We start from the raw sequence: 16,344 nt of genomic DNA, 5'->3' as shown, positions 1-16,344 counted from the left end.
GTCGTCGTCCTCGACGAGAACGACACCGTCCTCCACACCGAACTCGTCGCCGAGATCGCCGAAGAGCCCGACTACGAGGCCGCCCTCGCCGCCCTGGTCTAACCCCCACACAGCACCACACCCGGGCCCGCCCCGCACCGCCACCACCAGCGGCACGAGGCGGGCCCGCGCCGGTACAGGGCCGATTCAGGGGGGGATGCCCCGGAGATCGACGCGATCGCCTTCAAGTTCCAAACCGGAACGCAGTGGGTCCACCTGCCGGAGAAATTCGGCAACTGGAGAGGTGTCTACAACCGGCTGCGGATGTGGGCCCTGGACGGCACCTGGGAGCGGGTGTTCGGCCGCCGTCCAGGTGCGCAGCACGAGCCGCTGCGTGGTCAGCTCGCCCGGGCCGTCAAAGGTAGTGGGGTGCACGGTTGTCTCCTGGTCAGAGTGGGTGACCCGGTCCGCGCTCTGTCAGCTGGCGGAGCGGAAAAGGGCATGTCGAGAAAGGCCGTTGACGGCCATATTCATCAACCTCCCCACGTGTCCGCTTTCACGCGCCTGCCGCGCCCGTGCGACGGTAACAGATGCCGGCCAGTACGAGCCTTTTCATCTGCGGCGAGCGGTAACCAGGGCGAACGAAAGGTATTCGCCGCCGTCCTGCGTCAGCATGTCGATCACCGGCTGGTTCGCCTTCGCGGCGTCCGGCCCCTGCTCGGCGCAGGCACGCGCCCACAGCAGCCAGTCCTGCCATGCATCTTCCTGGAGGCGCGCGGAGGTGACGTCCACCAGTTCGGTGACCTCCCACTGGAAGCGCCACCACTGGAGTGTGTGCCAGGCGATGGCCTCCCAGCCCACCACCGCCTTGATGTGGTCCGGGATCGCCCCCAGCTCGCGCACTTCCCTGGTCATCCCCGGTGTCGCCATGCCCAGCTGGCCACCCGGCCGTAGGAACCGCACCAGGTAGGGGAGGTAGCCGTCCGCGGTGCCGAAGTATTCGAACGCGTCGATGCTCACGATCGCGTCGAAGCTCTCCGGCTCGAACGGCAGGACGTGCGCCTCCGCCCGCACGGCGGTCACCCGGTCGGCGACTCCTGCCTGGGCGAAGACGGCGGCAGCGTCCTCGGCTGGTATCCACCAGTCGGCCGCGACCACCTCAACGCCGTACTCACGCGCAAGGAACACCGACGTGGCTCCTTTGCCCGAGCCAAGGTCCAGCACCCTCATCCCCGGCCGCAGATCGAGATTTGCGGCCAGGTCCTCCAGGAGCCACAACGGGTTCGGCCCCATGTCGAGGCCCACGAGCCAGGCAGGGTCATAACCAGAGGAACGCGGGTAGCGACCAGGTCGTGCAAGATCATCCAATGCAGTCACGGACACACCCAAGCCCATGACACACGGACGCACAACCCAAAATCGTCCGCCCCCTTCCGCACAGCACGCGGCCATACAGCACGCAGCCATGCGCAACCGTCAAGCCCTGGCCATCACGCGAATGACCTTGCCGATCCCCCGGTCGTCTGGTCAGCGAGATGATCCAAACGAAACGGCCTAGCTCAGTCCGGCACGGAGGCGCGGGCCCCGAAGACCCTGACCACATAGCCGTCGAGCCGATCACCGAACGCCGCCGCCGAATCGATGCCGGAGCCGGGGAGCGTTCCACCTCGCGGACGGCCTCGTCAAGATCGATCGCTCGTTCCATGCGCCGATCATGCCGCAGCATCGAAGCCGGACGAAGCCGGGCGGAGAAGCCGACCGGAGCCGGGCGTGGATCGGGCCCCGCCCGACGAGGGCGACGGCGGCGGCGGTGTCGGCTACCGCCGACCCGGCAGCACCGGCGCGCCACCGGGCGGCCGGTCCGGGAGCGGACCGAAGTTGAGGAACTGATGAGAAAACCGGCCGACGGGCCCGAGCGCCGATAGCGTGGCCGGATGGATCACGACCAGCACCTGCGCCACGCCGCGTCCTTCGGCGCCGCGGCGGCGGCCTACGCCGAGCACCGCCCGGACTACGCGCACGCCGCGGTGCGCTGGGCGCTCGACGCCGCGCCCGGGCCCCGGGTGCTCGATCTCGGCGCCGGGACCGGCAAGTTGACCGCCACCCTGCTCGACCTGGGGGCCGAGGTCATCGCGGTCGAGCCGGATCCGGCGATGCTGACCGAGCTGCGCCGCTCGCTGCCGACCGTCCGGGCGCTGTCCGGAAGCGCGGAGTCCGTTCCGCTGCCGGACGCCTCGGTGGACGTGGTGCTGGCCGGGAATGCGATGCACTGGTTCGACATGGCGGTCGCGGGCCCGGAGATCGCCCGGGTGCTGCGGTCCGGCGGCATCCTGGCGGGCCTCTGGAACCTCCTGGACGACCGGGTCGAGTGGGTCGCCGAGCTGGCCCGGGTGAGCGGGGCCGCGGCGGTCGGGCCGCGGGACACGCCCGCCGCCTGGCGGGCCGAGACGGCCGGCGCCCACCTGCCGAGGGGCGGCGGCGCCGTCCGCTTCGGCGAGGCACGGCAGGAGCTCTTCGCACACGGGCAGCCGCGCACCGCCGATTCGCTGGTGGCGACCCTGGGCACCCGCGCGGGGATGCTGGTCATGCCGGACGACCGGCGGGAGGCCGCGCTCGCCCGGATCCGCGCGTTCCTGGCGAGCCGACCGGAGACCGCGGACGGCGGCTTCACCCTGCCGATGCTCACCGGCGTGCTGCGCACCCGCCGACTGTGACCGCCCAGGGCCACGGCGACGACCGTCCTGCGCCGCCCCGCCTCCGGCCGACATCCCGCCTCCGGCTGACGTCCCGGCGCTACGACCGCGCCTCCGGCGGGAGCGCCGCGGCGATGCAGTCGAGGACCCGCTCCAGCCCGATCCGGAACTGCTCGTCGCGGCCGAGCCGGGGCCCGCGCGCCTCCAGGGCGATCCGGCCGAAGATCGGGTACTCCCCGCTCTCCAGCAGGTGTCGGACGTACGGGTAGTTGCGCGCCTGCCACTCCTCCTCGCTCACGCCGCTGCGCCGCACCTCCTCCGTCCAGCTGACCTCGTCGCGGGCGGCGCCCTCCACGAAGCCGTTGAGGACGGCCATCAGGCCGAGGTTCTCGTCGATCGGGAGGTGCGCGTCCAGGACGCCCATCACCGCTTCGATCAGGCGCAGTTGCTGAGGCCCGAGGCCGGGCAGCGCGCGGTGCACGGTGGCGATCCAGGGGTGCCGCAGCCACATGGCGCGCAGGCCGTGGGCGTAGCGGGTGAGGTCGGCCCGCCAGTGGCCGGAGGGCATGCCCTCGACATCGATCTCCCCCATCAGCCGGTCGGCCATCAGCTGGATCAGCTCGTCGCGGCCGGGGACGTACCGGTAGAGCGACATCGCGCCGGCGCCGATCTCTGCGGCGATCCGGCGCATGGTGGCGGCCTCCAGGCCCTCGGCGTCGGCGATCCGGACGGCGGCCTCGGTGATCTGCGCCCGGCTGTAGGCGGGTTTCGGTCCGCGGGCGGGGCGCTCGGGCCGCATCCAGATGCTCACGTACTCGGCGTCGGCCACCGTCGACCCTTCTTCTTGCGTACACGGTACCCAGTAATCTAGCGTGGCCACCATGACCGCGTACAACGTACTCAGTCGAGGGGTGGAGTGATGGCGACCGGCACGGACGGGCCGACACCGATCAGCGAGGCCGACCGCGACACCGCCGTCCGCCGCCTCCAGGAGGCCTACGCCGACGGGCAGTTCGGCTTCGAGGAGCTGGATGAACGGCTGCAGCGGGCGCTCACCACGACGACCCCGGACGGCCTCGCCGAGGCCCTGACCGGACTACCGGAGCCCGTCGCCCACCCGGACGCCCGGTCGGCGACCACCCTCACGGGCGACGCCCTCGGCGGCCGGATCCGGCGGCGCGGCGCCTGGCGCGTCCCGCGTGTGCTCACCGTGGCCTCGGCGCTCGGGCGGGTGCGGCTGGACCTCTCCCGGGCGGTCATCGAGCACCCGGTGGTCGACATCCAACTGCTGCTCGGCACCGGCGGGGCCGGCATCACCGTGCCCCGGAACGCGGTCGTCGACCTCACCGCCCTCCACGCCGGCCTCAAGCAGCCGCGCTACCGCGCCCGCCGGACCGTCCGCCCGGGCGGGCCGGTCATCCGGATCTCCGGGGGGATGGGGACAGGCCGCCTGCGGATCCGCCACTCCCTCTGGTGAACACCGCCCTCTGGTGAACACCGCCCTCCGGTGAACCCGCCCTCTGCTGAACCCCTGCCGCCGGCGAACCACTACCGCCGGCGAGCCCCCGGCCCCTTCGGCCGCCCCGGCTCAGCCCTCGGCCGTGCGCACCGCCTCGATGAAGCCGCTGGTCCGCCCTGCGCCCTCGGGCAGCGGACGGCCGTAGGCCGCTCCGACCTCGGCGAGGGAGGTGGTCCGGGCCTGCCAGCCATGGGCGTTCAGCCACTGGTCGGTCTCGGGCCCGAGCCCGCCCTGCCAGAGCTCGGTGACGTGGGCCAGCGCGGGATCCTCCGGGCCGCGGGAGACGTCCCGGCCGCGCTCCATCAGTAGTCGGCTGCCCGGTGCGGAGAGCGAGCCGACGGCCGTGAGCAGCCCCGCCGCCTGCTCGGCGCTCAGGTACACCAGCAGGCCCTCGGCCAGCCAGGCAGTGGGCAGTTGCGGGTCGAAGCCCGCCGCCACCAGGCGGCGCGGCCACCCCGGGTCGAGCAGGTCGCCCGGCAGCACCTCGCGCCGACAGGACGGCACGGCGTCGGCCGCGTCGAGCACCTGTTCCTTGAACTCCAGTACGGGCGGCAGGTCCAGTTCCCACAGCCGGGTGCCGCCCGGCCAGTCCAGCCGGTAGGCCCGGGCGTCCAGCCCGGCCGCCAGCAGCACCACTTGCTCGGTCCCGGCGGCCAGCAGCCGGTCGTCGTAGTAGCGGGTCCGCAGCACGATGTGCACGGCGAGCGCGGCCGCGAGGCCCTCGCGCCGCGCCCGCTCGGGGAGTTCGGCGGGCAGCCCGGCGGCCTCGGCGAACCGGGCCGCGTACGGGTCGGTGAACAGCGGCTCGGGCCGGGTGCTCTCATGGGCCCGCACCAGCACCACGGGCAGGGCGGTACGGGAGACCGGGCTCATCGCATCAGGCGTCGGCGTCATGCCCGCCAATCTACCGCCGCCTACAAGTCCGGTCCGGGCAGGGCCAATTCCTCGCGCACCCCGCCGTTCCCTGGCATGATCCGGGTTGTGACCGGCGTCGCATCGAGTGCGAACGCAGGGGCACCGGGGAGCAATCGACGGGGGTGGCGATGAACGAGGACACCGTGCCGGCGCCGGACGGCGACGATGCCTGAGGACGCGGTTCCTGTCCGGGGCGCACGCCCGAACCCGTGAACGTCCTGCACGGCCGGGTCATCGAGATCAGCTACCACGGTCACCGCTCCCGGACGGAGACCTACCGGTGGGCGGATGCCGCCGTGCTCAGCCTGCTGATCGCCGCCGGGACGGCCCTGGTGCTCACCCAGGCGTGGCCACCGGACGACGGGGCCGTGTCGTTCCCCCTGGTCGTCACGGTCGTGGCGAACGTGTTCGCCACGCTCCTGGGCTCCATCGCGCTGCTCACCCTCCAGTGGCCGCTGGTCGTCACCCTGATCGTCGCCACACTGTGCTGGATCGCCGCGACCGCCCTCTTCCGCGGCATCCTCAACGAGTACGCCTGATTGTCAGGTCCCCAACAAGGGAAGTAGCCTCCCCACATCCGCCGCCCACCGGGAGGAACTCCGTGCCGATCAGGACCAGAAGAAGAAGAGGAAGGGTCAGGACCGCGTCGGCCCTGCTGACCGCCGCCCTCGCCGCCGCACTGCTCGGCGCCTCCCCCGCCTGGAGCGCACCGGACCCCGGCGCGCCCAGCAGGTCCGGCACATCCGGCGTATCCGCCGCACCGGGCACCGACCGCCCCCGGCACCAGGTCGAGGCCTTCGCCGAGGACGGGACCATCTCCCACGCCACGGCCCCCGCCGCCTCCCCGTACCTGGCCACGCCGCCCGCCGGCCTCACCGCCCCGGGCGCCGACGGCGACGGCGAGGTCACCGCCCTGGTCCGCAACGGCGACCCGGCCACCAAGCTGGACGTGGTGGTGATCGGCGACGGCTACACCGCCCAGGAGCAGCAGAAGTTCCGCACCGACGCCGCCGAGAAGTGGCGCGAGATCACCGCCGTCGAGCCCTACGCCACCTACCGGCAACTGTTCAACGTCTGGGCGGTGTCCGCCGTCTCCCCGGAGACCGGCGTCACCGGCGATCCGGACCAGGCCACCGTCCGGCACACCGCGCTCGGCTCCTACTTCTGGTGCGACGGCGTGGAACGGCTGCTCTGCGTGGACGACAAGGCCGTCGACCGCTACGCCGCCAAGGCCCCGCAGGCGGACCTGGTGATCGTCGTGGCCAACACCGCCAAGTACGGCGGCGCGGGCTACAACGACATCAAGTCCCCGCTCGGATACGAGGGCATCGCCACCGTCGCGGGCGGCAACGCGAAGTCCGGGCAGATCGCCGTGCACGAGACCGGCCACTCCCTGGGCAAGCTCGCCGACGAGTACTCCTACGACGGCCAGGGGACGTACCAGGGCGCCGAACCACCCGAGGCCAACCTCAGTACCCTGACCGCCGACCGGATGCGCGACCAGGGCACCAAGTGGGCCCGCTGGCTCGGCCAGGCCTCGCCCGACGGCGGGACGGTCGGCAGCTTCGAGGGCGGTGGCTACTACCCGACGGGGCTGTACCGGCCGACGGAGAACTCGATCATGCGCTCGCTCGGCCGCGAGTTCAACCTGCCCGGACGGGAGGCGATGATCGCCGGCTTCTACCGCCACGCCACCCCGCTGACCAGCCCCACCCCCGCCGGCAGTCGGCTCACCGCCGCCGACCGGCTGACCGTCGACCTGCCCGTCCCCGACACCCAGCTGCACTGGTACCTCGACGGGCGCGAACAGCCCCGGCTGCGCGGACGCACCGCCCTCGACCTCGACGCACTGCACCTGACCGGCCCGCGCTCACGCCCGCACCTGCTCACCGCCGTGGCCACCGACCCGACCCCGGCCGTCGCGGACCCGGCGCTGCGGAAGGAACTGACCGGCAGCCTGTCCTGGCTGGTGACCAAGTAGTCAGCCGTCAGGACGCCGCCCCCGGGCCCGGCGGCCGACCGCCGCCGGGCCCGGGCCGTCAACCACCGTCGGGCCACCGGCCTCCGTCGGGCCATCAACCTCCGTCGGGCCACCGGCCACCGTCGGCCCAGCGGCAACACCGGTTCAACCGACCAGCCCACGGCGCTCCGGGCGCTCCGGGCGCTCCGGGGGACGGCGGCGCAGCGGTGCCAGTTCGCGCTCCAGGGTCCGTACGTCCCGGGCGATGCGGGTCGCGAGCTCCTTCGGCCCGGTGTCGCTGGGCAGCCGACGCGTCCAGGACCGGGGCTTGGCCGGACCGTCCTGGACCATGTGGAAGGTGAGGCCCACCACCCCGCCGACATCGGCCAGGCTCACCAGGATCCGGGTGTCCGCGAGGTCGATGGTGACCTCGTTGCCGATGCACGAACAGGCCACCAGGCCCTCGATCTCCTCCTCCGCCAGGTACCTGGCCAGCGGAACCGCCCTCCCCCGGACCAGAAACGGACGTGTCACCGACACCACGGGACCCGCCTCCTCTCGCCGTTCGCGTACCGCCCCGGCCGGGCGCAAGCGCGCCGCAACAGACCGGGCCCCGCCCATGCTCCACCACGCCGCAACAAAGCGCCAACTTCGTTTCTCACTCAGTGATTTGAGCGCAGGCACCCGACCGGCGCACCGGCGCACACCCAGGCGCACCGGGCGGTGCACGGGTGCTCGACCAGGCCTCGAACCCCCGCGTGCGGGCCGTGACGTACGAGCCATGGCGTACGGGCCGTGGCGCGGGCCGGCGGTCGGCCGACGGTCGGCCGTTCGGCGGCGGCGGATCTGAGTATCCGTACTCAGTTCCGCGCCGCCCCACCCCTGGCAGGCTGTCCGCATGCCGCCGATCGACCGCTCTCCTGCCCCCGCCGCCCGCCTCGATCTCCGCCGTCGCCTCCGCCTCCTGCGCCTGCTCCGGCGCCCGCAGCGCCCGACGCTCGGCCTCGACCTCGGCGTCGGCCTGCTGCTCCTCCTCGCCCTGGGAGCCACCTACCTGCTGCGGATGTTCACCTTCGGCATGGAGGCCTGGGCGGGGCAGGGCGCCGACGGCGCGGTCGACCGGCTGGCCCACGCCAGACTCGACTTCACCTGGCACCTGCTGTGCCTCGCGCTCGGGCTCGCCGGGGTCGCGGCGCTGCTGCGGGCACGCTGGACGGCGGCGATCCAGGTGCTGGTCGCGCTGGCGCTGTCGGCCTCCGTCCTGCTGATGCAACACGACTGGGACCGCCGCCACCCCGCGCCGCCGGCCCCGCTGCCCAGCGGGTACGTGCCCTGCTACAGCGGCAGCGGGAGGTGCAACTGACGGCCCCAAGGCCCGTGATCCGGACTTGCCCGGGAGAAGCCCCCGCACGTAGTTTGAACCCGTTCAGTTTGAACCTGTTCAAAGCCACCGGGGGGACCGGATGTCATCACAGCTCTCCACCCGCAGAACCGACCGCCCCTGGCCGCTCGTCGCGCTCGCGACCGCCACCTGGGTGCAGCCCGCAGCCATGATCCACACGACCTACGCCTGGCCGCTCGTCGCCGGCTGGCTCCTGCTGCTGGCCGGCACCGTGCTGCCCCTGGCGATCGCCGATGCCGGGCGGTTCCGCCGCACCTGTCTGACCGTCGGCGGCGTGGTACTCGGCGCCCAGCTCGCGGTCTCGCTCCCGTACCACCTGATCCCCCTGCTGTTCCTCCTGCCAGTGTTCCCGGCCGGGCTGCTCCTGCTGCTCGCAGCCTGGCGGCGGGCCGTCCTGACCCGTGGCATCCTCGCCACCGTCCTGCTCGCCTACCCCGCCCTGCTCGCCTTCATCGCACTCTGCACGTTCGACTGACACCCACCCCACCGACCCGGCCGCCCGGGCCCCACGCCCCGGCGCCGACCGCGCCCGGTCGGCCGCCACCCGGCCGCCACCCGGGCGGCGGCCCGGTCGCCACCGGGGCATCATGGCGGAGTAGTCGCAGCCGTTCACCGAGCGTGACGGCCCGGCGGGGGGTCATCCGGACAGGGCAGCAGGCGTCCGGCCGACGAAGGAGGACCGTCATGACCGATCCGGCGAAGTCGACCCCATCCACGCACCGGACGCCCCCACCGGGGGTGATCGCCACCGACGTGCCCGCCCGGCTGGACCGGCTGCCGTGGTCCCGCTGGCACTGGCGGATCGTGATCGGCCTGGGCACGGTGTGGATCCTGGACGGCCTGGAGGTGACGATCGTCGGCAACATGGCCGGCCGGCTCGCCCAGGACGGCAGCGGCATCGCCATCACCACCGCCCAGGTGACCACCGTCGCCGCCGCCGTCTACGTGGCGGGCGCCTGCACCGGCGCCCTCTTCTTCGGCTGGCTGACCGACCGGCTGGGCCGCAAGAAGCTTTTCATGGTCACCCTCGCCGTCTACCTGGCCGCCACCGCCGTCACCTCGCTGTCCTGGACGGCCTGGTTCTTCTTCCTCTGCCGTTTCTTCACCGGCTTCGGCATCGGCGGCGAGTACGCGGCCATCAACTCGGCGATCGACGAACTGATCCCGGCCCGGGTCCGCGGCCGGGTCGACCTGGTCATCAACGGCAGCTTCTGGGTCGGCGCCGCCGTGGGCGCCTTCGCCTCCATCGCCCTGCTCAACACCTCGCTGTTCGCCACCGACCTCGGCTGGCGGCTCGCCTTCGGCATCGGCGTGGTGCTGGGCCTGGTGATCCTGCTGGTGCGCCGGCACGTCCCGGAGAGCCCGCGCTGGCTGTTCACCCACGGGCGGGCGCCGGAGGCCGAACAGGTCGTCGCGGAGGCCGAGCGGAGCATCGAGGAGGCGACCGGGGAGCCGCTCCCGGCGGTCACCGGGGAACCGATCCTGATCCGCGAGCGCGAGCCGCTCGGCTTCGTCGCCATCGCCCGCACCGTGGTGCGCCGCTACCCCCGCCGCACCGTCCTCGGCCTGGCGCTCTTCATCGGCCAGGCCTTCCTCTACAACGCGGTGACCTTCGGTTACGCCACCATCCTGACCACCTACTTCGCGGTGCCGGAGGGCGACACCGGCTACTACTTCGCGGTGATCGCGGTCGGCAACTTCCTCGGCCCGCTGCTGCTCGGCCACCTCTTCGACTCCGTCGGCCGCAAACCCATGATCGCCGGCACCTACCTCGGCTCCGGCATCCTGCTGTTCGGCACCGCCGCGCTCTTCCAGCACGGCTCGCTCTCCGCCGCCACCATGACGGCCTGCTGGACAGCCGTGCTCTTCCTCGCCTCGGCCGGGGCCAGCGCGGCCTACCTGACGGTCAGCGAGATCTTCCCGCTGGAGACCCGGGCCATGTCCATCGCCTTCTTCTACGCCGTCGGCACGGCGGTCGGCGGCATCAGCGGCCCGCTGCTCTTCAACGGCCTGGTCAGCAGCGGGAAGGTCGCCGACACCACGCTCGCCTTCTGCATCGGGGCGGCGCTGATGGCCGCCGCCGGTCTGGTGGAGGCGGTGATCGGCGTGCCGGCGGAGCGGCGCAGCCTGGAGTCGCTGGCTGCGCCGCTCAGCGCCGTGGCCCGGTCCTCGGAGTCCCGTTAGACCCGATGCCGGTGCCTCAGGTCGTGTCGGGCACGCCCTAACGCAGTACCCCGCGCACGGCCTCGGGGTCGGTGGGGGCGAGCGGGGCGGCCGGTGCGGTGGTGAGGGCCTTCGCGGTGGCGGGCGGCGGGGTCACGTACACGGGGGCCGGGTCGGCCTCGGGGGCGCAGGTCTTGGCGATCCGTCCCTTGCCCTGGGGCAGGCTGCCGTCGCGCAGGTAGGCGGTGAAGGTGTCGTCCAGGCAGGCGTTGTCGTGGAAGAGGATCTCGTGGAAGCTGCCGCCGTTCTGGACGACGAGCTTGGAGCCCGGCAGCGCGTCGTGCATGGCGAGGCCGCCCTGGTAGGGGGTGGCGGCGTCCTCGGTGGCCTGGAAGAGCAGCACGGGCGGCAGGCCCTTACCGGTGATCTTCAAGCGGCCGGCCGGGTTGCCCTGGTAGGGCCAGAACATGCAGGCGTCATTGTACCACATGTTGTTGTAGGCGTAGAAGGGTGCGCGGGCGTTGACCTTCGCCTGGTCCTTCTTCCAGTACTCCCAGTCGCGCGGCCAGGCGTTCTCGGTGCACTGGGCGGCGTTGTAGGCGGGGAAGGCGCCGTCGTCGGCGCCGGGGGCCGCGTACTTGTTGTAGGCGATGTTCAGCGGCCGGGTGTCGTGCTGGGTCAGGTAGGCGGAGAGCACGGTGGCCATCCGGGGCCAGCGCAGGAAGTTGTAGCCGCCGCCGTAGAAGGTGTCCTCGAACTCGGCGGGGCCGATCCTCCCGGGCGCGGGGGCGGCGTCGACCGGGTCCTTGCGCAGGGCGTCCTCGACCTGGTGGTAGGCCTGGGCCACGGCGGCGGGGTCGGTGCCCAGGTGGTAGGTCGAGTCGGCCTTGGCGGTCCAGGCGGTGAAGGCGTCGAAGCGGCGCTGGTGCTCCTCGTCCTGGAGGACGTTGTGGTCGTACCAGCTGATGGTCGGGCCGACGATGCTGTCCAGCACCATCCGGCGCACGTGGGAGGGGAAGAGCTGGCCGTAGGTGGAGCCGAGCGAGGTGCCCCAGGAGCCGCCGTAGTAGTTGATCTTCGGTACGCCGAGGGCCCGTCGGATGCTGTCCAGGTCCCGGGCGTTGTCGACGGTGGTCATGTGCGGGAGCAGCCAGGACCAGTCGGCCGCGCAGTCGGCGGCGTATCCGGCGGCCTTCTTGAGCCAGGCCTTCGAGGTGCCCTGGCTCAGCTGGTAGTCGGGGCGTTCGGCGTCGAAGTAGTGGGCGTCGCAGATGACATGGGGGTCGCTGCCGTTGGTGCCGCGCGGGTCGAAGCCGATCCAGTCGTAGGTGGCGGCGACGTCCGCCGGGATCTTCCCGGCGATGTAGGCGGGCATCCACAGGCCGGAGTCGCCCGGGCCGCCGGGGTTGAGCAGGATCGGGCCCTGCTGCTTGTCCTTGGGCGCAGTGGCGGGCAGCCGGTTGAGCTTGATCCTGATCTTGCGCCCGTGCGGGTCGGCGTAGTCCACCGGCACCTCCAGCATCGCGCACTGAAGGGCCGGGGTGGCCGGGTCGTCGCAGGAGCTCCAGGCGAGCGCGCCCTGGCCGGTGTCGACCAGGTCGGGGGCGTCGGGTTCGGCGGCGGAGGCGGGGCCGACGAGTCCGCCGAAGGTGGCAAGGGCCGCGGCGGCCGAGAGCAGGGCGATGGCTTTTCTCATGGGGAGCATGATGTGACATGTGCAATGGCACATCCAGAGATCGGACCGGACTTTGCCAAGCTTTGACCGATCCTCCGGCACCCGACCGATCATCAGACCTTTCCCCTCGTACGGAGGTTGACCGTACGAAGGGCTCCGATCCGTGACTAGCATCGAGAATCCACGCTGTTCGGACGCCAAGCGCCTGGGACGGGCCGCGCCGAACAGACCGACAGGAGGGCCCATCCACGTGTCCCACCCGCACGTCCACCCCGTCAGCTCCCGACCGACCGCCGCCGACGTCGCGCTGCCGCCCGCCCTGCCCTACCCCGACGGCTGGGCCGCGCTCGCCTTCTCCGCCGAACTCAAGCCCGGAACGGTGATCACCCGGCAACTCGCCGGCGAGGACGTGGTGCTGTACCGGCTGCGGGACGGCCGCCTGCGCGCCGTCCGCCCGTACTGCCCGCACCTGGGCGCCCACCTCGGACTCGCCGAGGTCCACGGCACCCAACTGGTCTGTCCCTTCCACCGCTTCGCCTTCGACGCCGACGGCCGCTGCGTACGCACCGGCTACGGCACCCCGCCACCCCGCGCCGCGCTCTCCCCGCTACCGGTGCGTGAGGTGAACGAGGCGGTCTTCGTCTGGCGCCACCACGACGGCCGGGAGCCGGACTGGGAGATCCCCGCCTGGCACGTCCTCGGCGGCCGACCGTTGCGGCACATCTCCTTCGAACTGCCCGGCCACGCCCAGGACGTCATGGAGAACTCCTTCGACCTCGGCCATTTCGTCACCCTGCACGGCTGGCCGGAGGGCGAGTTGGCGGCCCCGGTCGACTTCGAGGGGCCGCGCTTCCACATCTCGATGCGGGTACGGGAGAAGTTCCCCCTGGTCGGGATGCGCGAGGTGGAGGTCGAGGTCGACGGCTACGGCCTCACCGCGCTGCACACGGACATCCACACCCGCTCGCTCGGCCTGCAGATCTGCTCGCTGGTCATGCCCACCCAGGTCGCCCCGGCCCGGATGCAGCTGCGCCAGGCGAGCCGCTTCGCCCTGGCGGAGCCGGCCGGACTGCCGCCGCTGCTCGCCCGGACGGTCAGCCGTACGGTGACCAGACTGCTGTCCGGTCCGATGTTCCGGCACAGCGTCGAGTTCACCTCGGCCGACTTCCCGATCTGGTCCACCAAGAAGTACCTCACCCCGCCACGGCTCGCGGCCGGCGACGGGCCGATCGGCGCGATGCGGCACTGGGCCCGGCAGTTCTACCCGCCGGACCACCGGCAACAGCTGCCGGCGCCGACCCACCCGGAGGGCGCCCGGCTGAACTGACGGTCGCCCGACGGCGGTGCGGCGACGGCGCTCCGTCTCCGCACCGTCAGGTCGGCCTTCCGGCCCGCCCAGGCCAACTGGCCGCTCAGGCCGCCCTGGCCACCCCGGCCACCCCGGCCACCCCGGCCACCCCGGCCGCTCAGGCCGCCTCACCGGCAGCCGCCGTCCGGCCGCCGCCACCCCGGGAGCCGTAGACTGCGGCATGGCCCGTTTCGTCCTGACCCGCCGCTCGCCGCTGCCGCCCGCCGAGTGCTGGGCCCGGCTGACCGCGTGGCACCGGCACGGCGACCGGGTGCCGTTCACCCGGGTGAGCGTGGTGCGGGGCGGCGGGCAGCAGGTGGGGGACGTGGTCCTGGCCCGGACGGCCCTGGGGCCGCTGCGCCTCGACGACCCGATGGAGCTGGTCGAACTGGTCGCACCCGAGCGGTGTCGGCTGGCGAAGCGCGGCCGGGTGGTGCGCGGCGGCGCCGAGCTGCTGGTCCGCGCGGTGGGCGCCGGCAGCGAGGCGGTGTGGGCCGAGGAGCTGCGGATCACCGGGCTGCCCCGGCTGTTCGACCCGGCCGTGGCGCTCGCCGGCCGGCTGGTCTTCGGCCGGGTGCTGGACCACCTGCTGGCCACGGCCCCGGCCCCGGCCGGGGACTGAACCCGCTACGGATTGCGGGCGCGCCAGCTCAGGTACTGCTCGCGCACGTAGTGCCGCTGGTCACCCTCGACGGTGATCTGGTCGTACCTGACCAGCTGCTCCGCCGCCCGCAGGGCGATCGCCAGCGCCAGCCCGTCCCCGTCCCGCAGGAAGACCCGGTCGGCCAGCGCGGCGCGCCGCAGCAGGTACTCGCGCCGCCCCCGCTGCCGGGGCCGCGGGCCCTCGGCCGGCAGGGCGTCCGCCTCCTCGTCGATGCCCGGCGCGTCGGCGTAGGCCCGCTCCGCCCCGGGCACCCCCTCGGCCGGCGCGGCCCACACCCGTAGCGGCGGCAGCGGCGGGAAGCCGCGCACCCGGAGCACCTCGTTCGCGAACTCCGCCTCCTCGACGGGCAGTCCGCGCTCACCGAAGAGCGCGAACAGCTCGGCCATCGCCCGGGACGGCACGCCCGAGGGGGTGTCCTCCTGGGTGACCGGGAGCTTGCCGAGCAGCGGTCCGGGGACCCGGCCCGGCGGATCGGCGAGCCGCAGCCGCAGGGTGAGGTGGCGGCTGCCGCTCTCCACCTCCTCGCCGAACTCCATCGCCAGCCCGCGGAGTTCCGCCCACGCGAAGCGGCGCGGCAGCAGGTACCGGACGAAGGTAACGCCCCGGTCGTCGCTCCGCAGCCAGAAAGCGTACGGCGTCGCGAAGAGCGCGGCCGCGGCGACCAGGACCGCGACCAGGAATGCCCCGAGAGGGTCGATCGCGCCGGTGCCGACCAGGACGATGGCCGTGGCGACCATCAGCACGAAACCGACACCGGAGCGCTCGCTCCGCATCTGCATGGACGACAACCGCACCGTGCGCATCCCGCGCCCCCTCCCCCGTGGCCCCGCCCCCCGTGGCCGCCACCACCGTGCCGTCCCGGCCCGCTCCGGGCAAGCTCCGGCGCGCAGCTGTGACAGCCCCGTGACGACCCGGCCCTCCCCCGGGCCCGCGCCGCCGTGCGACCACCGCCCGCCTCACCGTCCGCGCAGCCGCCGCACCAGGTTTCGGGCGGCCTGCGGCCAGTCCGGATAGGTGAAGGAGAAACCCGCCTCCAGCAGCCGGGCGGGCACCACCCGACGGCTCTTCAACAGCAGTTCGCTCTCCGAGCGCAGCGCGAAGGCCCCGAGTTCGGCCATCCAGCGGGTCGCCGGGAGCGCCAACGGCATGCCCCAGCCCGCGCGCAGCTCGCGCATGAACTCGCGCTGGGGCAGCGGGTTCGGGGCGGCGAGGTTGACCGGGCCGCTGAGCTCCTGCCGTGCGATCAGGAACTCGACGGCGCGGACGAAGTCCCGCTCGTGGATCCAGGACACGTACTGGGCGCCGCCCGCGATCGGTCCGCCGACGCCGAGCCTGGCCAGCCAGGACAGCGAGTCGAAGGCACCGCCGCGCTCGGGGCCGAGGACGACGGCGGTGCGCAGTGCGAGGCGCCGGGTCTGCGGGGTGTCGGCGTCCGCCTGGGCGCCCTCCCAGGCCCGGGCGATCTCGACGCTGTACCGCCAGGAGGCCGGGGCGTCGGGCTCGGTGCCGCCGATCCGGCCGTCCAGCTCGCCGTTGGGCGCGTCGTGCCGGTGGGCGTAGACGGTGGCGGTGCTCATCTGCAGCCAGACGGCGGGGGGCCTGCGGGCAGCGGCGATCGCCTGGCCGACGGCCCGGGCGGAGTCCACCCGGGAGTCCATCATGGCCCGCTGGTTCTCGTGCGTGTAGCGGCAGTTGACGCTGCGCCCGGCCAGGTTGACGACCACGTCGCTGCCGTCCAGCTCGGCCGCCCAGGCGCCCAGGCTCCGTCCATCCCAGCCGACCTGCCGGGGCCCGGCGGGGCGCCGGCTGAGCACCGTGACCTGGTGCCCGGCGGCCGTCAGGCTGCGGTCGAGCAGGGTCCCGAGCGCGCCGGAGCCACCGGGGATGACGATCTTCATGAGTTCCCCCTCATCTTCACCCCGAGCCTAGCGCGCATATTGAACACGTTCAATTCACCCGGAGCCGCCCGGGCCCCGGCGCGCCGGGCGCGTGGGCCCGGCGCGCCGGAGCGGTCACTCGGCGGCGG

16 protein-coding genes and 1 pseudogene are annotated in these 16,344 nt (G+C 73.1%); 10 read left to right on the top strand and 7 right to left on the bottom strand.

Annotation, left to right across the window (positions count from 1 at the left end; all coding sequences use genetic code 11):
• Positions 1-207: 207 nt before the first annotated feature.
• Positions 208-327: pseudogene (locus ACIQWA_RS36405) on the top strand (transposase); the annotation flags it as partial.
• Positions 328-591: 264 nt separating this feature from the next.
• Here ACIQWA_RS36405 and ACIQWA_RS36400 read toward each other — a convergent pair.
• Positions 592-1,374 carry an SAM-dependent methyltransferase gene (locus tag ACIQWA_RS36400; protein ID WP_402490231.1) on the bottom strand — a complete coding sequence of 261 codons (783 nt, stop codon included), beginning with the start codon at positions 1,372-1,374 and terminating at the stop codon, positions 592-594.
• Between the two features lie 539 nt (positions 1,375-1,913).
• On the opposite strand from ACIQWA_RS36400, the gene ACIQWA_RS36395 reads away from it, so the two are divergent.
• Positions 1,914-2,693 (top strand): class I SAM-dependent methyltransferase, encoded by a 780-nt coding sequence (locus ACIQWA_RS36395; protein WP_402490228.1) that lies wholly within the window; start codon positions 1,914-1,916, stop codon positions 2,691-2,693.
• A 79-nt stretch (positions 2,694-2,772) separates the two neighbouring features.
• On the opposite strand, the gene ACIQWA_RS36390 is transcribed toward ACIQWA_RS36395, so the two are convergent.
• On the bottom strand, positions 2,773-3,501 hold the full coding sequence (locus tag ACIQWA_RS36390) for a TetR/AcrR family transcriptional regulator (RefSeq protein WP_402490225.1): 729 nt from the start codon (positions 3,499-3,501) through the stop codon (positions 2,773-2,775).
• A 90-nt stretch (positions 3,502-3,591) separates the two neighbouring features.
• On the opposite strand from ACIQWA_RS36390, the gene ACIQWA_RS36385 reads away from it, so the two are divergent.
• Positions 3,592-4,149 (top strand): DUF1707 domain-containing protein, encoded by a 558-nt coding sequence (locus ACIQWA_RS36385; protein WP_402490222.1) that lies wholly within the window; start codon positions 3,592-3,594, stop codon positions 4,147-4,149.
• 111 nt (positions 4,150-4,260) lie between these two features.
• On the opposite strand, the gene ACIQWA_RS36380 is transcribed toward ACIQWA_RS36385, so the two are convergent.
• Positions 4,261-5,085: an SAM-dependent methyltransferase gene (locus ACIQWA_RS36380; RefSeq protein ID WP_402490220.1), complete on the bottom strand. Its 825-nt coding sequence runs from the start codon at positions 5,083-5,085 to the stop codon at positions 4,261-4,263.
• Between the two features lie 230 nt (positions 5,086-5,315).
• Between ACIQWA_RS36380 and ACIQWA_RS36375 the strand changes: the two genes are divergently transcribed.
• A complete protein-coding gene (locus tag ACIQWA_RS36375) occupies positions 5,316-5,645 on the top strand; it encodes a hypothetical protein (protein ID WP_402490218.1) in 330 nt (109 codons plus the stop codon).
• Between the two features lie 62 nt (positions 5,646-5,707).
• On the top strand, positions 5,708-7,087 hold the full coding sequence (locus ACIQWA_RS36370) for a M64 family metallopeptidase (protein WP_402490215.1): 1,380 nt from the start codon (positions 5,708-5,710) through the stop codon (positions 7,085-7,087).
• A 144-nt stretch (positions 7,088-7,231) separates the two neighbouring features.
• Here the strand turns inward: ACIQWA_RS36370 and ACIQWA_RS36365 are convergent, their stop codons facing one another.
• Complete coding sequence (locus tag ACIQWA_RS36365) at positions 7,232-7,600, bottom strand: hypothetical protein (protein ID WP_402490212.1); 369 nt, start codon at positions 7,598-7,600, stop codon at positions 7,232-7,234.
• A gap of 364 nt (positions 7,601-7,964) precedes the next feature.
• On the opposite strand from ACIQWA_RS36365, the gene ACIQWA_RS36360 reads away from it, so the two are divergent.
• The 3 genes from ACIQWA_RS36360 to ACIQWA_RS36350 all read left to right on the top strand — a co-directional run bounded on the left by ACIQWA_RS36360 (position 7,965) and on the right by ACIQWA_RS36350 (position 10,652).
• Positions 7,965-8,429: a DUF6234 family protein gene (locus ACIQWA_RS36360; protein ID WP_402490210.1), complete on the top strand. Its 465-nt coding sequence runs from the start codon at positions 7,965-7,967 to the stop codon at positions 8,427-8,429.
• Between the two features lie 100 nt (positions 8,430-8,529).
• A complete protein-coding gene (locus ACIQWA_RS36355) occupies positions 8,530-8,943 on the top strand; it encodes a hypothetical protein (RefSeq protein ID WP_402490208.1) in 414 nt (137 codons plus the stop codon).
• Between the two features lie 209 nt (positions 8,944-9,152).
• The gene (locus ACIQWA_RS36350; RefSeq protein WP_402490206.1) at positions 9,153-10,652 is read left to right on the top strand and encodes an MFS transporter; all 1,500 of its coding nucleotides are present in this window, start codon (positions 9,153-9,155) and stop codon (positions 10,650-10,652) included.
• Positions 10,653-10,689: 37 nt separating this feature from the next.
• Here the strand turns inward: ACIQWA_RS36350 and ACIQWA_RS36345 are convergent, their stop codons facing one another.
• Entirely contained in the window at positions 10,690-12,327 is a 1,638-nt protein-coding gene (locus ACIQWA_RS36345) for an alpha/beta hydrolase (RefSeq protein WP_402490203.1), read from the bottom strand.
• Between the two features lie 229 nt (positions 12,328-12,556).
• Between ACIQWA_RS36345 and ACIQWA_RS36340 the strand changes: the two genes are divergently transcribed.
• Together ACIQWA_RS36340 and ACIQWA_RS36335 are read left to right on the top strand one after the other, a co-directional pair.
• Entirely contained in the window at positions 12,557-13,633 is a 1,077-nt protein-coding gene (locus ACIQWA_RS36340) for a Rieske 2Fe-2S domain-containing protein (protein WP_402490200.1), read from the top strand.
• Between the two features lie 202 nt (positions 13,634-13,835).
• Positions 13,836-14,276: an SRPBCC family protein gene (locus tag ACIQWA_RS36335; RefSeq protein ID WP_402490198.1), complete on the top strand. Its 441-nt coding sequence runs from the start codon at positions 13,836-13,838 to the stop codon at positions 14,274-14,276.
• A 5-nt stretch (positions 14,277-14,281) separates the two neighbouring features.
• Here ACIQWA_RS36335 and ACIQWA_RS36330 read toward each other — a convergent pair whose 3' ends face one another.
• Together ACIQWA_RS36330 and ACIQWA_RS36325 are read right to left on the bottom strand one after the other, a co-directional pair.
• Positions 14,282-15,097: a hypothetical protein gene (locus ACIQWA_RS36330; RefSeq protein ID WP_402490195.1), complete on the bottom strand. Its 816-nt coding sequence runs from the start codon at positions 15,095-15,097 to the stop codon at positions 14,282-14,284.
• 177 nt (positions 15,098-15,274) lie between these two features.
• Positions 15,275-16,216, bottom strand: a complete 942-nt coding sequence (locus tag ACIQWA_RS36325) for a TIGR01777 family oxidoreductase (RefSeq protein WP_402490193.1) — start codon at positions 16,214-16,216, stop codon at positions 15,275-15,277.
• Positions 16,217-16,344 lie beyond the last annotated feature (128 nt).

It is taken from the genome of Kitasatospora sp. NPDC098652, assembly GCF_044760155.1.
Taxonomy (GTDB): domain Bacteria; phylum Actinomycetota; class Actinomycetes; order Streptomycetales; family Streptomycetaceae; genus Kitasatospora.
The sequence above is the reverse complement of the archived record's forward strand: the minus strand, read 5'-3'. Positions and strand labels throughout refer to the sequence as shown.

Excerpts from the sequence above, each read along its gene's own strand:
- ACIQWA_RS36400 (WP_402490231.1), bottom strand. The coding sequence starts at position 1,374 with ATGGGCTTGGGTGTGTCCGTGACTGCATTGGATGATCTTGCACGACCT.
- ACIQWA_RS36395 (WP_402490228.1), top strand. The coding sequence starts at position 1,914 with ATGGATCACGACCAGCACCTGCGCCACGCCGCGTCCTTCGGCGCCGCG.
- ACIQWA_RS36385 (WP_402490222.1), top strand. The coding sequence starts at position 3,592 with ATGGCGACCGGCACGGACGGGCCGACACCGATCAGCGAGGCCGACCGC.
- ACIQWA_RS36380 (WP_402490220.1), bottom strand. The coding sequence starts at position 5,085 with ATGACGCCGACGCCTGATGCGATGAGCCCGGTCTCCCGTACCGCCCTG.
- ACIQWA_RS36360 (WP_402490210.1), top strand. The coding sequence starts at position 7,965 with ATGCCGCCGATCGACCGCTCTCCTGCCCCCGCCGCCCGCCTCGATCTC.
- ACIQWA_RS36355 (WP_402490208.1), top strand. The coding sequence starts at position 8,530 with ATGTCATCACAGCTCTCCACCCGCAGAACCGACCGCCCCTGGCCGCTC.
- ACIQWA_RS36350 (WP_402490206.1), top strand. The coding sequence starts at position 9,153 with ATGACCGATCCGGCGAAGTCGACCCCATCCACGCACCGGACGCCCCCA.
- ACIQWA_RS36345 (WP_402490203.1), bottom strand. The coding sequence starts at position 12,327 with ATGAGAAAAGCCATCGCCCTGCTCTCGGCCGCCGCGGCCCTTGCCACC.
- ACIQWA_RS36335 (WP_402490198.1), top strand. The coding sequence starts at position 13,836 with ATGGCCCGTTTCGTCCTGACCCGCCGCTCGCCGCTGCCGCCCGCCGAG.
- ACIQWA_RS36330 (WP_402490195.1), bottom strand. The coding sequence starts at position 15,097 with ATGCAGATGCGGAGCGAGCGCTCCGGTGTCGGTTTCGTGCTGATGGTC.
- ACIQWA_RS36325 (WP_402490193.1), bottom strand. The coding sequence starts at position 16,216 with ATGAAGATCGTCATCCCCGGTGGCTCCGGCGCGCTCGGGACCCTGCTC.